Below are 14,467 nucleotides of genomic sequence, written 5' to 3'. Positions count from 1 at the left end.
CTCGCCTGCGGGGCATGGCGTGATCAGTTCGGCGGCCCGACGGTCAGCACCACGGGTACCGTGCGCTGGGCGTGGCCCGCTCCGGTAACGGCAAGTCCCACGGTGTCGTTCGGTCGGCGGGTGTTCAGTGCCGCACGCAGCGACTGGGCGGTGGTGACGGCGCGCCCGTCGATCGCGGTGATCACATCGCCCGCGACGATGCCCGCGGTGTAGGCGGGCATTCCGTAGATCGCGACGTCGACGCGGGCGCCGGTGCCCGCGGGCTCCGCATTCGAGATGAGGACGCCGAGAGTGGCGGTCGGGCCGATATGCACGGTGTCGGTGGGCGTACCGGATCGGATCTGCTGCACCACCCCCATCGCGGTGTCGATCGGCACCGCATAGCCGTTCGCGGTGCGCCCGACATCGGGCGGGGGTTCGCCCGACGCCGCGGTGATCACGCCGACCACCGCGCCGTTCCGATCGGCGAGCGCGCCGCCGGACTGCCCTGAACTGACCGCCGCCGCGACCTCGAGCATGCCGGAGAGCGCCTTGCGCGACAGGTCGGCCGAATTGAGCGCGACGATCGTGCTGTTCAGGTTGGTGATGGTGCCCGCGATCGCGGTCGGAGGCCCACCGGTGCCGCCCGCATTGCCGATCGCGAGCACCTCCTCGCGCATCCGCAGGTTCGACGAGCTGCCGATATTCGCGATTACCAGGTCGGCCGCATTGCCGAGTTCCAGCAACGCGATATCGGCGCCGGAGTCGTAGCCGAGCACTGTTGCGTCGTATACGAGGCCGTTGCCGATGTCGGTGACAGTGACGGTTTCCGCGCCCTTCACCACATGATGGCTGGTCAACACCTGTCCGTCGGTGGTGAGCACGATTCCCGACCCGGCGGCCCCGACCCCGAAGGCGCGGCTGGAGGTGCTGATGTTCACCAGTGCCGGTTCGACGATATGCGCGACCGCCACCGGGTCCAGCGGCGGCGCGGGTTCGTATATCGCCGGCGCGGCGGTATCGGTTCCGCCGGACGACCAATCAGGCAGTTCGCCACGGAAGCCGAGGAAGGCGGCAACGGCAAGCAGCGCGGCGACGACCAGCGCAAGCGCGCGCCCGCCGCCGGGCACCCGATCCCGCTCGGGCACGCGATGCCATTCGTCGTCCATCGTCTCCCGCCTCGGCTAGACCTGATGAATTCCATTGTGGCCGGAGATCATCATCTCGCCGGGTATATTCCGCGAACGCCGTAGGCACCTCGGGCGTATCCGGCGAGGCGGTTGGCAAACATGCCCATGCAGCGGTAGGCATGTAAGCATGAGCTCCGCTGCCGCTTACGCCATGCCCGCGCCCGATGGCGCCTTCGAGAAGGTCACCATCGAGCGCCGTGAACTGGGGCCGCGCGATGTGCTGATCGACGTCAAATACGCGGGCATCTGTCACTCCGACATCCACACCGCGCGCGATGAGTGGGGCGGTGCCAAGTACCCCTGCGTGCCCGGGCACGAGATCGCGGGCATCGTCGCCGCGGTCGGCTCCGCGGTGACCAAGCACCAGGTCGGGGACCGGGTGGGCGTCGGCTGCATGGTCGACTCGTGCGGCGTCTGCGGACCCTGCCTCGCCGATGAGGAGCAGTACTGCGAGGCCGGCGCCACGATGACCTACAACACCCCGGTCGATCCGGCCGTCCAGCCCGGCGGCCACACGATGGGGGGCTACTCGACTCAGATCGTGGTGACCGAGCATTTCGTGCTCACCATCCCCGAGGGTATCGGGCTGGATGTGGCCGCACCGCTGCTGTGTGCGGGCATCACACTGTTCTCCCCGCTGCGGCACTGGCAGGCCGGACCCGGCAAGCAGGTCGCGATCATCGGGATGGGCGGCCTCGGGCACGTCGGGGTGAAGATCGCGGCGGCGATGGGTGCGGAGGTCACCGTGCTCAGCCATTCGCTGAGCAAGCAGGACGACGGGAAGCTCTTCGGCGCCAACCACTACTACGCGACCAGCGACAAACAGGCCTTCCGTGAACTGCGCAACCGCTTCGACCTCATCCTCAACACCGTCTCGGCCGACCTGCCGATCGACAGCTACCTGCGTCTGCTCGCGGTGAACGGGACGCTGGTACAGCTCGGTGTGCCCGAGAACCCCATGAGCGTCAAGACATTCAGCCTTGCCGCCTACCGTCGCTCGCTGTCCGGCTCGATGATCGGCGGCATCGCGCAGACCCAGGAGATGCTGAACTTCTGCGCGGAGCACGGGATCGGGGCGGAGATCGAGCTGATCTCCGCCGACGAGATCGATGGCGCATATGACAGTGTCGTCGCCAGCGACGTCCGCTACCGGTTCGTCATCGACGCCGCGACGATCTAGCGGTCCGGAGGAGAGTTGTGCCCGGGGATGAAGACAGCTCGCCTACCGACAAGGTCTCGACCTCCGGCGACGCAGCGGCCAGTACCGACAACGCGGTGGTCACGGCCGATGTGACGGCCGAGCCGCCGCCCTGGTTGTTGCGCGCGTTCCTGCTCGCCGCGGCGACGGTGGCTGGTCTCGTCGGCGGCTTCTGGCTGCTGACACGGCTGCAGGGGCTGCTGACGGTGCTGTTGATCTCGTTGTTCCTCGCCTTCGCCATCGAGCCCGCGGTGAACTGGCTCGCGGCCCGTGGCATGCGCCGCGGACCCGCGACCGGGCTGGTGTTCCTCGCATTGACCGGGCTCACCGTCGCGTTTGTGTGGACGCTCGGCGCGCTGCTCATCGATCAGGTCACCACGCTGGTCAAGAACGCGCCCCATTACGCCGACCAAGCCGTCGACTGGATCAACCGCACCTTCAAGACCGACCTGTCCGGCACGGATATCGGGAAGATCGCCAAGGACCGCAGCGCCACCATCGAGGGCTACCTGGACGGTTTGGCAGGCAATGTGTGGGGCATCGGCACCACTGCGGTCGGCGTGCTCTTCCAAGCCCTCGGCGTGCTGCTGTTCACCTACTACTTCGCCGCGGACGGGCCGCGCTTCCGCAACGCCGTCTGCTCGCTACTGCCGCCGCACCGCCAGCGACATGTGTTGCGCGCCTGGGATATCGCCGTCGAGAAGACCGGCGGCTACATCTATTCACGGGGGCTGCTCGCGCTCTGCTCGACCATCGCCCACTATGTGGCGCTGCGAGTGCTCGACGTGCCGTCGGCGTTCGCGCTCGCGCTGTGGGTCGGCGTTGTCTCGCAGTTCATTCCGACCGTTGGTACCTATCTCGCGGGTGCGCTGCCGGTGATCGTCGGGCTGGTGCACAGCCCGAGCACGGCGTTGTGGATTCTGGGCTTCATCATCGTGTATCAGCAGTTCGAAAACTATGTGCTGCAGCCGAGAATCACCGCAACCACCCTGGATATGCATCCGGCCGTCGCCTTCGGCGCGGTGCTGGCCGGAGCCGCGATACTCGGCGCAACCGGTGCGCTGCTCGCCATTCCGGTGACGGCCACCGTCCAAGCCTTCGCGGGCGCTTACGTTCGCCGCTACGAGGTCGAGACCGATGGCGGCGCCGACGAGCCGAATGCACCTGTGAAGCGGCGCCGAAAGTGGGCCCGGCAGTTGACTATTCGGCTCAGCCGGAGCGGACGACCGCCGACGGAATGAGCTCCGGCGCACCGGAGTGGTCGGCCCAGGCCTCCTGATCCAGCGCCTGACGGACCCGACCACGCCCCGCTGCGCCGACATCACCACCGGCCGCCGCACGCTGGCGACCCTCACCCAGCCGACGAGCAAGACATTGCTACTGCATTCGCCGAGTAGCACCTCCCTCATGTCCTCTCGACGGGCGCGGCAGTCGGTTCCTGGCGGACTCGCCGGGCGGAGGTGGGGGTGGGGTGAGTGCTGGTGGCACATGCTCGAGCGATGGCGATCTTGCTGGCTCTGGCGTCTATGTGCTCTACGCTGATCGGCGGGCTGGTGGCGGTGCGGATCGGGGACCGCAAGCATCTGGTGCTCGGGTTGGCGGCGGGGGTGCTGCTCGGCGTGGTTTTCTTCGACCTGCTGCCCGAGGCACTGGAGCAATCCGGACAGGCCGTACTCGGCGTGCCCGCCGCGCTGCTTGCCACCGTGTTCGGCTTCCTCACCATCCACATCATCGAGCGCGCGGTTGCCATTCACACCGGTCACGAAGGCGAATTCGGCGCGCACAAACACGGTTTCCAGTCGGTCGGCTTACTCGCTGCCGCCGGGCTGATTTTCCACAGCATGCTCGACGGACTCGGGATCGGACTCGGCTTCCAAGCCGGAGCCACCGTCGGCATTGCCGTGGCAATCGCGGTGATCAGCCACGACTTCGCCGACGGCTTCAACACTTTCACCATCACCACCCTCTACGGCAACGCCCGCAAACGAGCCCTCACCCTGCTCGCTCTGGATGCCATCGCCCCGGTAATCGGCGCAATAATCGGCACTCTCATCCGCGTCCCCGCCGAAACAGTCGGCCTCTACCTCGGCTACTTCGCCGGCTTCCTGCTCTACCTGGCCACCGCCGACATCCTCCCCGAAGCCCACGCCGAACACCCTTCCCGTCTTACCCTCGCCTGCACAGTCACAGGCGCCACCTTCATGCTGGCCGTCTCCGCACTGAGCCACTGACAGCTGCCGGGACCTCGACGCCCGCGACCGGGCAGCGGAACTCCTTGCCGCACTTGTCGAAATCATCCTGGCGGCCGCCCGAGCCCATCGGCGGCACCGACCCCCACCTGCCGATCCTGCGGACCGCAGGCAGCAGCAAACCACGCAGCCGAGCAACTCCACCACCGGTCGACAGCCGAACGGCCCCTGCGAGCAAAGGCTCGAGGGGCCGTTCGGTTGTGCCAGAAGGCAATTCGTTCAGTTGATCGGCCGGGGTCGGCCGGTGATGTCTATCGGGTGATCAGCGACGGCCCGCGCGGGGCGGCGCAGCCTGATCGCGGGAGGCGGTGCGGGTGTGCGACGCGCCGGTGCGGGCGGGGCGACCCTGGGACCGGGCGGCTGCGGAATCGGTGCCACGGGCAACGGCGACGCCTGCGCCGCGGCCGTTTCGACTGCGCTGACCACCGGCTGCGGCGCCGTGGTCGGCGCGGCCACGCGACTGTCCGTCGAATCCGGCACCACGCCCGTCACCATTGCGCGACGGACCGGCTGCACGCTCAGCAGAGCCACGTGAACGGCCATCGAATCCGGCACCACGCTCGGTGCGGCCGCTCGGCCGACCATCGAAGCCGGTACCACGCCCGTCGCTGCTGCGCGACGGTCCGGCAGCACGCTCTGAGCGGCCGCTTGACCGGCCGTCGAAGCCGGTACCACGGCCACCGGCCACGGTGTCGTTGTCGCGGCGACGCGGCTGTCCGCCGCCAGCGCCTTGCCCGGCACGCGTACGCGACCCACCGGTCGCGGCACCGCGCGCACGCGACGGCCCACCACGCCCGGCGTCACCGCTCGGACGGCTGTTCCTGTTGCGAGCCTGTCCGCCGGTGTGTGTGGAGGCGGTCGGGTTGTATGTCGGTGCGACGAGCGGCGCGATCTCGCCGACCAGATCCGTCACGGGTGTCGAATCCGCCGTCACGCGCTGCGGGCTGACCTGGATGCCTGCCTTGCGCAGCAGCCCGGCGACGTCCCTGCGCTGTTCCGGCAGCACGACGGTGACCACGTCACCGGCACTGCCCGCGCGGGCGGTCCGCCCGGAGCGATGCAGGTATGCCTTGTGCTCGGCGGGCGGGTCGACGTGGACGACAAGCTCGACATCGTCGACGTGCACGCCGCGGGCGGCGATATCGGTGGCGACGAGGACGCGCGCCGTGCCTTCGGTGAACGCGGCCAGGTTGCGGTCGCGTGCGACCTGCGAAAGGTTGCCGTGCAGATCGGTCGCGGGAATGCCCGCCGTGGTCAGCTGCTTGGCGAGCTTGCGCGCCTGATGTTTGGTGCGCATGAACAGGATTCGGCGGCCGCCGCCGGAGGCGAGGGTGCGTACGAGCGCGTTCTTGGCGTCGACACCACCGACCTCGAAGACGTGGTGGGTCATCGCGGCCACCGGCGAATTGGCCTCGTCGACCGAGTGCGACGCGGGATTGCGCATGAATCGTTTGACGAGCTTGTCCACGCCGTTGTCCAGGGTGGCGGAGAACAGCAGTCGCTGACCGGTCGACTGGGTGGCCGCGAGGATCCGGGTCACCGCAGGCAAGAAACCGAGGTCAGCCATGTGATCGGCCTCGTCGAGCACGGTGACCTGCACCTCGTTGAGGTGCACGACGCGCTGACGCATCAGATCTTCCAACCGGCCGGGGCAGGCGACGACGATATCGACGCCCGCGGCCAGGGCTCGGCTCTGACGCACCTGGGAGACACCACCGATGATCGTGGTCACCGTCAACCCGCAGGCCACGGCCATGGGCTCCAGGGTCGCGGTGATCTGGGTCGCCAGCTCACGAGTCGGGGCAAGGATCAGGCCGGAGGGCCGACCGGGCTTGCGCACGCCGCCCGCGAGCCGGTCGACCATGGGGATGGAAAAGGCCAGCGTCTTACCGCTGCCGGTCTTGCCGCGGCCGAGCACGTCACGCCCGGCGAGCGAGTCGGGCAGGGTGGCGGCCTGGATCGGGAACGGTGCGGTGATGCCATTCGACGCGAGCGCGTCGACCAGCTTCTTGCGCACGCCGAGCGCGGCAAAAGAGGTAACAGGGGCAGGGCTCGAGGAACGAGTCGTCATAAGTGGTACGGGTGCCTTTCCGGCATCGGGTGTTGTACCGCAGCGGCGCGCAGGATGGGGTGTCCATACCTGCGTTCGGTGTTATGACACCCAGCTGCGGGGCCGACGCGAAAGAAAGACATCCACGACGGACATAGGGCGACCGTGCAAGATCAACAATCGCCGACTAGCAACCATAGCGCAGATCCTGTCCGTACGCGGCAGAGGCGTCGTACGTCACTATCGGCCCGAACACTCACGCAATTCACACCACTCCCATCAACGACCCCTCAGCTGCCGCACGACCTCCTGCGCGACCCAAGCCATTGCGTCGGCGAATGCGGCTGTCGGCACCGGCAGCCATAGCGAGCAGGCGCTCAGTCCGGCTTCCCGCAGCGCGCCGAGTTCATCGACAATGCTTCCGGCCGACGCCTCTGGCCCGCCGAGCAGTCGCCCCAGATCCCGGCCGATCGCGGTGAATCCCGGCGGCACCACGAACGCCACCGAGTTCGTCTGTAGCGGTTCGCGTTCGATGCCGGACGTCTCGAGCAGCTCGGCCAACCGGCCGCGGATCCGGCCGAGTTCCGCTGGCCCGGAAACAGATCCGTACCATGCTGCCCCGAACCGCACCGCTCGACGCAATGCGGCATCGCTTTGCCCGCCGACCCACACCGGCGGGCCGCCGAGCGTGCGTGGCGCGACACCGATTCGGATGTCGGACGACTCGCCCCACCACAGCGTGCCGAGTGCCTCCAAATGCTCGTCCGTGCGCTTCCCGCGTGCTTCGAACGGCGCGCCGACACCCTCGAATTCGTTTCGGTCCCAGCCGGTCCCGACACCCAACGTGAACCGTCCACGCGACAGCCGGTCGAGCGTCGCGGTCTGGTGCGCGAGCACGATCGGGTTGTACAGCGGCAGGATCAGCACGCTGGTCACGATGCCGATCCGCGATGTCGCCCCCGCAATCGCCGACAGCATGACCACCGGATCGAGCGTGACCCCCAACTCCCCGGCCAGCACGTGGCTGCCCGCGATCACATGGTCGAACCCCAATTGCTCGGCGGTACGGGCAGTTTCCACCACGTCGTCGAGCTCGGCGTCCACATCCGTCCACAACCGGTGCGGCGCGATACCGAGCCGCAGTCCGTCGCTCGCGCCAACGGACTCGTCCACATGCATTCTGTCGGCCTTCCTGTCGTGACTACGGTCACCAGGCCAACACCGACCGACAGCAGATCCATCCTGCCGCGCGCGACCTCGCCTGCGGCGTGAACCACCGCCGCCCGGCGAGGGTCGGTCAACGAGACGGGGCGACCACACGCAATGCGGCGGCGACGGACTGGTCGGCGAGGGCGTCGGTCAACGAGACGGGGCGACCACACGCAATGCGGCGGCGACGGACTGGTCGGCGAGGGCGTCGGTCAACGAGACGGGGCGACGACACGCAATGCGGCGGCGACGGACTGGTCGGCGAGGGCGTCGGTCAACGAGACGGGGCGACGACACGCAATGCGGCGGCGACGGACTGGTCGGCGAGGGCGTCGGTCAATGGCAGGTGACCGAAGAGTGCTCGGTAGTAGATCGGGGCGGCGATGGCGTCCAGGACGAAGTCCATGTCCAGGTCCGGGTCGATCTCGCCGCGGTTGATCGCCGATTGCAGCGCGGTGGCCGTGGTTTGCCTGCGTGGCTCGAAGACAGTGGCCAGGAAATGGTCTCGTAGGGCGGGCTCGTTGGCCAGGTCGGCTACCAGGGCCGGCAGGACTCGATGTAGCGAGGTATCGCGTAGTGCGGCAACCAGATTGCGCATCGCGACGGTCAGGTCGGCGCGCAGGTCGCCGGTGTCGCGTGTCGGGTGACGACCGAGCAGGTCGGCGACCACGTCGACAACGAGATGCCGCTTCGATGGCCAGCGGCGGTAGATCGCCGGTCGATGGACACCGGCCCTGGTGGCAACCTGACCGATGGACAGATCGGCATACCCGGTTTCGTCGAGCAGTTCCCGCGCCGCCGTCAACACCGCAGCATCGATCCGGTCCTCCCGCGCCCTACCCGCCATCAGAAGACCGGGCGCGGCATCAACACAACCCGCCAACCGTCCGGATCCGGAAATGTCAGCCCACCGTTCTCGGCCCAATACGGATTCTCCGCATCCACCGGTTCCACGCCGAACTCACCGAGTCGCCACGCCACGTCGTACATCTGCGCTTCGCCCGAGAAGTACAGCACCAGAAGGTTTTCCGCACTGGGGGCATCGCCAGGACTGCCGTCCACATGAGTGGTGAACTCCAAGTGGTATCCGGCCCCGGGCAATCCGAGCATCACCCCGTCGTACCCGGCGTGGTTCTCGAACCGATACAGCTCCCGTAACCCCACCCCCTCGACATAGAACCGCACCACCTCTGCCAACCGATCGGTAGGCCGCGCAATCCGAACCTGCGCCACCTGCAACGACTCCGGCCACACCTCGCTATCAACTGCCACACTCCAACAATACAGTACGACCCGTACCGAATTACCCAACCCATTTCACTCGCGCGACAGAGAAAAGCCCGGAACCCATCCACAGCCAGTCCCACACCGGAAGCTATGCGCCTGCCTCGCAAAGCTGCGAAAGATCAACTGTCGTCCGAACACCCTGCGCCACAACCGAACACCCCGTATGCGGGGTGTGCAGTCACAACAAATGGTGTGAGGACGCTGTACGGGGGGTGTGCAGCCACGACACGCGGTGTGAGGACGGAATTTCTCTACCACCCGGGAACGCAACCACAGCCAGCCCTCACGCTGGAAGCCGTGGGCATGCCTCGCAAAGCTGTGGAAGACCAAACTGTCGTCCGAACACCTAGCGTCACAGCCGAACACCCCGTATACCGGGTGTGCAGTCACAACACAGGGTGTGAGGACGCTGTACGGGGGGTGTCAGCTACGACACGGGGTGTGAGGACGGATTTCTTTACCGCCGGGAACGCAACCACAGCCAGTCTTCACGCTGGAAGCCGTGGGCGTGCCTCGAAGAGCTGTGGAAGATCAAACCTGTCGTACCGAACACCCCGTATCCCAGCCGCACACTGCGTATACGGGGTGTGCGGCTGGGACGCGGGGTGTGAGGACGGATTTCTACCGTCCGGGAACGCAGCCACAGCCAGTCTTCACGCTGGAAGCCGTGGGCATGCCTCGAAGAGCTGCGGAAGGCCAAACTGTCGTCCGAACACCCAGCGCCGCAACCGAACACCCCGTAGACCGGGTGTGCGGTTACAGCACGGGGTGTGAGGACGGATTTCTTTACCGCTGGAGAACGCAACCACAGCCAGTCTTCACGCTGGAAGCTGTGTGCCTGCCTCGAAGAGCTGCGGAAGACCAGGTTGGGTACGGCACCCGACGTGCCCAGCACTGCCCCCGGCAAAACCACGGGGAGGCAACCAAAACTGGGGTGCGCGCCTTGGGTTCAGTAAACCGAGCTGACCGCCCTGACGCACTCCGCTGGAACTCGCCGAGGACAGCCGGAGCGTTTGGGAGCGTGCCCTGGATTGGTGGACCGAGCTCGCCTGCCTGAGGTTGCCTTGCTGGAACTCACCGGGGTAGGCCAGAGCTGTAGGGAGCGTGCCAGGTTTGGTAGACCGAGTTGACTGCCCTGAGGTGCCCCGGTGGAACTCACCGGGGTAAGCCAGAGCTGTAGGGAGCGTGCCCCGGTTTGGTAGACCGAGGTCACCTTCCAGCGGTGTTCCGGGCAGTGCTGGGCACGTCGTGTGCCGTACCCGACCTGGTCTTCCGCAGCCTGGGTAGGCAGGCACGCGGCTTCCGGCGTGAGGACTGGCTGTGGTTGCGTTTCAGGCGCTTTAGGTGGTGAGGGCAGCCGGTGCTGGGGAGTGCGTCCTGGGGTGTGTGGGCCGAGCTCACTTCCCTGAGGTTGCCCCGGTGGAACTCACCGGGGTAGGCCAGAGCTGTGGGTAGCGTGCCCTGGTTTGGTAGACCGAGCTCACGTCCCGGCGGTGTTGCGGGCAGTGCTGGGCACGTCGTGTGCCGTACCCGACTTGGTCTTCCGCGACCTGGGTAGGCAGGCGCACGGTTTCCGGCGTGAGGACTGGCTGTGGTTGCGTTTCAGGCGTTTTAGGTGGTGAGGGCGGTCGGTGTTGGGGTGTGCGCCCTGGGTTCAGTAAACCGAGCTCACTTGCTCGAGGTTGCCCCGGTGGAACTCACTGGAGTAGGCCAGAGCTGTGGGTAGCGTGCCCCGGTTTGGTAGACAGAGCTCACGTCCCGGCGGTGTTCGGGGCAGTGCTGGGCACGTCGTGTGCCGTACCCGGCTTGGTCTTCCGCAGCCTGGGTAGGCAGGCACGCGGCTTCCGGCGTGAGGACTGGCTGTGGTTGCGTTTCAGGCGCTTTAGGTGGTGAGGGCAGCCAGTACGGGGGAGGTGGCTGGTTGGTCGAGCTCACTTCCTGGCGATGTTCGGGGCAGTACGGGGTGGCGTCGTGTGCGGTACCCGGCTTTGTCTTCCGCAACCTGGTTAGGCAGGCACACTGGTTCCGGCGTGAGGACTGGCTGTGGTTACGTTCCAAGCACTTTCGGTAATGACGGTGAAACGGTGATTCTGGCTTCGCCTGTGAACCCCACCAACGACTTGGCGGCGGCAACATGCTGTGGGCCACCATCCCCGCTCCCTCGGACCATCCCAGGCCGGGCGCACTCGGTGGATCTCGCCGAGGGTCCTTGGCCCGAAGCTGGGACCTCGGATCATTCACTACCGCCATCCGAGTGAATATCTTGTACTCCAACACCATTCATCTGATGGTGAATCCAGTTAGCGGCTCGCGCTCATTTCGCGCGGCGAAACATGCACCAGCGCAGTATGTGTCGGCCCGGCTTCTTATGCATGGGGTTCCCATTCTGGTCGCTTTTCAGGTGACGTCCGGGAGAGGAGCGGGAGGACGGGCACCCTGGGCGGCGCCCGTGCTGCCAACTGGCGGGGTATTTGTCTTGAATGTCAGCCTTGCGGGTCGCCAGTCTCTCCGGCGGGCGGAGATTGTGGGCTGCTGGTCAGCTTCGGGCCGCAGCCGAATTTGCTACTGCCGCCATGAGTTACGTACCCGACGCGGCCAAGAAGTACACCATGTGCCACAGGCCCGGACGGGCAATCCGCGTATCGACCTTCGAACATCGGCATCGTTGTTCACCCTCTCGGGCATTCGCTGGATGGACGGTTCGGGCATCTCCTCCTCCTTCTTCTTCGGAAGGTGACGCGTCATCGACGACGCTTCGTTCGCCACGCCGGAGCCACTCCGGTTTCGTTCGGACGCGAGATGAATTGTCGGACAATATCTTTACCGCTCAGGTCGGGTAACGGCGTCGATTGGCGGGGGCGTGGGACCGGGATCGCCACAGGCGCATCGTGCTCGCACGGCGACGACTCGAAATGTATTTCCCCATGGGCTTCGGTGTACATCGCGACGTACACGCTACGCTCCCCATCATGACGACGATCACACCTGCGATGGCGGAGGAATTCGACGAACCGCCCGCATCAATGCTCGGTGCGTCCTTGGCGAACTGGCGGCGCTGGCTCAAGCCGCGTCCGGCGCATGCGTCGCTGATTGTTACTGCTGTCGTGGCGGTCAAGGCATTCGAGATGTCCTTTGTCGCTTTGCACGGCCTGGCCATCACGAACCTAGTCCTACCTGACCTCGCCTCGAATGTGCCGATCGCGATCGACGGTTTGGTGATCGGTTCCATGATTGCCACTGCCTCATTCAAGAAATTCAGTGCCGGTTGGTGGTACGCGACGGGGCTGTTCGTCCTGTCGACGCTGGTGTCGGTCGCCGGGAATGTCGAGTACGCACTCGAGATCGGCGGTAGCACAGTGTCAGTGGCCATTTATGCCGGGATGCCGCTTGCACTGCTGTTCGCAGTGCATCTCACGCTGATGCTATGGCAGCAGGGACGCACGACCGGACGCGCCGAAGTCCCTGCCGTGCCGCAGCATGCCAGCGCATCGGCGCCGACCAAGCCCGATCCCGAAGCCCACACTGCGCCGATGCGGCTCGACCCGATCGACATCGTCGCGAAGACGGAACTGGCCGCCGTGCCGTTCATCGCCGAGCAGCCGGTGCAAGCTAAGATCAGCCCGATCAAGGTGACCGACGGCCGTCAGGTGGTCCCGGCAGCGGTCCGCGTGTAATCGCACGAGTCCGAATACTTCAGTCATGCTCGAATACTTCGATGGAGTAGCCATGCCTTTTATCGTCTGGCAGGACCAGGGTATTGACCAGTTCCGTGAAATAGGAGGCCGATTGGCGGCCGTCATCCTGAGTACCGTTGACAGATCCACAGCCTTGAATCAGCTCACCGAAGCGGCGGACAGCGCGGAAGCGTTCACCGATCTGTTGATCGAATATTCCGGCCGATGGTTCCACGAGAGCGGCGGGCAATCGATTCTGATCGGACCCGAGCTTTTCTGGATGCTGTCGGAGCCCACCCCGCGACAGGGGGGCAACGGCATGATCCGAAGCCACGAATCGCACCCGTCCCTCGAATACACGGTGAGCCGGCGTGGCCGCAAGTTGCTGGTGACCTGCGTTCTCGAGGCACTGGCACAAAGCCAGTGGCTACCGGTAAACATCAACGAGAACGGTGACTTCAGCATGTCCGGATGACGGACTGGCACATCACCTTTCGGAGAAGACGGAGCGAGACAAAGGCTATTCGAGCGAATCGCCGGTTCCGGACGATTTCTCGCCTTTCATTGCTCACGCCGAAATACTCACCGGCGCAATCGGTGTCGGCCAGTTTTCGTCGGCGCAACGAGCCGGCAGGTGACAACAGGTCATTCGGCGTGGTAATGCTGTCTTCGCAGAGTAGTGCCCGTTTCGGGAGGCGATATGCCAAATGTCCTCGAGCAGAGCCGACAACGGGCCGAGCAAGCGCATGAGATTCTCGCTCGACTGAAGCTCTTCGAGCGCTGGCGGGCCTTCGGAACGCCAGTGCTCGTGGGCGCAGTCGCCTACGACTTGGCGATGGCGCCCGATATCGACATGGAGATCTATTGCGATGAACCACGTATCGAGGACGGGCTGGTGAGCACGAATCGCACGATCACGGCACCCGACGTTCCCGCCATTGGAGCTCGTACCAATGTCTCGAGCAGTGCGAGCCGCGAACTCACTCTGGGCGGCTTGCGCTCACATACTGCAACAGCCGGTGGACCTGCTGGTCGACGTTGACCAATCCGTTCTCGGCGAAGAGCTTCGGGAAGATGTCGGTGTCGAAGACTCGTAGTCCACTCCAGCCGCCGACTATGCGGCTGGCGTGACCGAAGGGGCTGTCGGCGCGGTGGCTGGTGGTGATGGCGATGCGGCCGCCGGGTGCTAGGACGCGGATCATTTCGCGGGTGGCGGCGATGGGGTCGGGGATGAGGTAGAGGGCGCCGAAGCAGCAGACGGCGTCGAAGGTGCGGTCGGCGAAGGGGAGTCGGCGGGCATCGCCGCGGAGGTAGCCGACCCGGGGGCCCGCATTGTCGGTGACGGCGCGGGCAAGCATCGGCTCGGAGTAATCCAGGCCGATCGCGTAGCCGTCGTCGGTGAGTGCGTTGCTCAGGTGCTTGGTGAAATTGCCTGGGCCACAAGCGATATCGAGGACCTTCTTGGCGCCGTCGAGGTGCAGTGCGGTAACGGCGTCGCGCCGGTCGGCGGCTGTGGTGCGTCCGCTGGCGAGATAGAACAGCGTTGGTCGCCAGGCCTTTTCGTATACCGCCGCGAGCGCGGGCGCGTTCATCGTGCGTCGGGCGAGGTTCACGAGCTCATCCTCGGTTCG

The 14,467-nt window shown here is 66.0% G+C and carries 11 protein-coding genes; 5 read left to right on the top strand and 6 right to left on the bottom strand.

Annotated features, from left to right (window positions below; genetic code table 11):
* Positions 1 to 23: 23 nt before the first annotated feature.
* Complete coding sequence (locus ACFQZZ_RS27425) at positions 24 to 1,148, bottom strand: S1C family serine protease (protein ID WP_378686503.1); 1,125 nt, start codon at positions 1,146 to 1,148, stop codon at positions 24 to 26.
* A gap of 148 nt (positions 1,149 to 1,296) precedes the next feature.
* Here ACFQZZ_RS27425 and ACFQZZ_RS27420 point away from each other — a divergent pair, with 148 nt between their 5' ends.
* The 3 genes from ACFQZZ_RS27420 to ACFQZZ_RS27410 all read left to right on the top strand — a co-directional run bounded on the left by ACFQZZ_RS27420 (position 1,297) and on the right by ACFQZZ_RS27410 (position 4,598).
* Complete coding sequence (locus ACFQZZ_RS27420; protein WP_378686501.1) at positions 1,297 to 2,349, top strand: NAD(P)-dependent alcohol dehydrogenase; 1,053 nt, start codon at positions 1,297 to 1,299, stop codon at positions 2,347 to 2,349.
* 17 nt (positions 2,350 to 2,366) lie between these two features.
* The gene (locus tag ACFQZZ_RS27415; protein WP_378686499.1) at positions 2,367 to 3,608 is read left to right on the top strand and encodes an AI-2E family transporter; all 1,242 of its coding nucleotides are present in this window, start codon (positions 2,367 to 2,369) and stop codon (positions 3,606 to 3,608) included.
* A 258-nt stretch (positions 3,609 to 3,866) separates the two neighbouring features.
* Positions 3,867 to 4,598, top strand: coding sequence for a ZIP family metal transporter (locus ACFQZZ_RS27410; protein ID WP_378686497.1), 732 nt, complete (start codon positions 3,867 to 3,869; stop codon positions 4,596 to 4,598).
* Positions 4,599 to 4,878: 280 nt separating this feature from the next.
* Here the strand turns inward: ACFQZZ_RS27410 and ACFQZZ_RS27405 are convergent, their stop codons facing one another.
* The 4 genes from ACFQZZ_RS27405 to ACFQZZ_RS27390 form a co-directional block, all read right to left on the bottom strand.
* On the bottom strand, positions 4,879 to 6,687 hold the full coding sequence (locus ACFQZZ_RS27405) for a DEAD/DEAH box helicase (protein WP_378686496.1): 1,809 nt from the start codon (positions 6,685 to 6,687) through the stop codon (positions 4,879 to 4,881).
* Positions 6,688 to 6,945: 258 nt separating this feature from the next.
* Positions 6,946 to 7,839: a TIGR03619 family F420-dependent LLM class oxidoreductase gene (locus ACFQZZ_RS27400; RefSeq protein ID WP_378686494.1), complete on the bottom strand. Its 894-nt coding sequence runs from the start codon at positions 7,837 to 7,839 to the stop codon at positions 6,946 to 6,948.
* Between the two features lie 310 nt (positions 7,840 to 8,149).
* The gene (locus tag ACFQZZ_RS27395) at positions 8,150 to 8,722 is read right to left on the bottom strand and encodes a TetR/AcrR family transcriptional regulator (protein ID WP_378686493.1); all 573 of its coding nucleotides are present in this window, start codon (positions 8,720 to 8,722) and stop codon (positions 8,150 to 8,152) included.
* Positions 8,722 to 9,147 (bottom strand): VOC family protein, encoded by a 426-nt coding sequence (locus ACFQZZ_RS27390; protein WP_378686491.1) that lies wholly within the window; start codon positions 9,145 to 9,147, stop codon positions 8,722 to 8,724. The genes ACFQZZ_RS27395 and ACFQZZ_RS27390 overlap by 1 nt, the downstream gene beginning before the upstream one ends.
* A 2,927-nt stretch (positions 9,148 to 12,074) precedes the next feature.
* Between ACFQZZ_RS27390 and ACFQZZ_RS27385 the strand changes: the two genes are divergently transcribed.
* Both ACFQZZ_RS27385 and ACFQZZ_RS27380 read left to right on the top strand, forming a co-directional pair.
* The gene (locus ACFQZZ_RS27385; RefSeq protein WP_378686489.1) at positions 12,075 to 12,836 is read left to right on the top strand and encodes a DUF2637 domain-containing protein; all 762 of its coding nucleotides are present in this window, start codon (positions 12,075 to 12,077) and stop codon (positions 12,834 to 12,836) included.
* Between the two features lie 25 nt (positions 12,837 to 12,861).
* Positions 12,862 to 13,311, top strand: a complete 450-nt coding sequence (locus tag ACFQZZ_RS27380; RefSeq protein WP_378686487.1) for a hypothetical protein — start codon at positions 12,862 to 12,864, stop codon at positions 13,309 to 13,311.
* Positions 13,312 to 13,816: 505 nt separating this feature from the next.
* Here ACFQZZ_RS27380 and ACFQZZ_RS27375 read toward each other — a convergent pair.
* Entirely contained in the window at positions 13,817 to 14,449 is a 633-nt protein-coding gene (locus ACFQZZ_RS27375; RefSeq protein WP_378686486.1) for a class I SAM-dependent methyltransferase, read from the bottom strand.
* Positions 14,450 to 14,467 lie beyond the last annotated feature (18 nt).

Source organism: Nocardia sp. GCM10030253 (assembly GCF_042675075.1).
Classification (GTDB): domain Bacteria; phylum Actinomycetota; class Actinomycetes; order Mycobacteriales; family Mycobacteriaceae; genus Nocardia.
The sequence above is the reverse complement of the archived record's forward strand: the minus strand, read 5'-3'. Positions and strand labels throughout refer to the sequence as shown.

Excerpts from the sequence above, each read along its gene's own strand:
- ACFQZZ_RS27425 (WP_378686503.1), bottom strand. The coding sequence starts at position 1,148 with ATGGACGACGAATGGCATCGCGTGCCCGAGCGGGATCGGGTGCCCGGC.
- ACFQZZ_RS27405 (WP_378686496.1), bottom strand. The coding sequence starts at position 6,687 with ATGACGACTCGTTCCTCGAGCCCTGCCCCTGTTACCTCTTTTGCCGCG.
- ACFQZZ_RS27395 (WP_378686493.1), bottom strand. The coding sequence starts at position 8,722 with ATGGCGGGTAGGGCGCGGGAGGACCGGATCGATGCTGCGGTGTTGACG.
- ACFQZZ_RS27380 (WP_378686487.1), top strand. The coding sequence starts at position 12,862 with ATGCTCGAATACTTCGATGGAGTAGCCATGCCTTTTATCGTCTGGCAG.
- ACFQZZ_RS27385 (WP_378686489.1), top strand. The coding sequence starts at position 12,075 with ATGTATTTCCCCATGGGCTTCGGTGTACATCGCGACGTACACGCTACG.
- ACFQZZ_RS27420 (WP_378686501.1), top strand. The coding sequence starts at position 1,297 with ATGAGCTCCGCTGCCGCTTACGCCATGCCCGCGCCCGATGGCGCCTTC.
- ACFQZZ_RS27410 (WP_378686497.1), top strand. The coding sequence starts at position 3,867 with ATGGCGATCTTGCTGGCTCTGGCGTCTATGTGCTCTACGCTGATCGGC.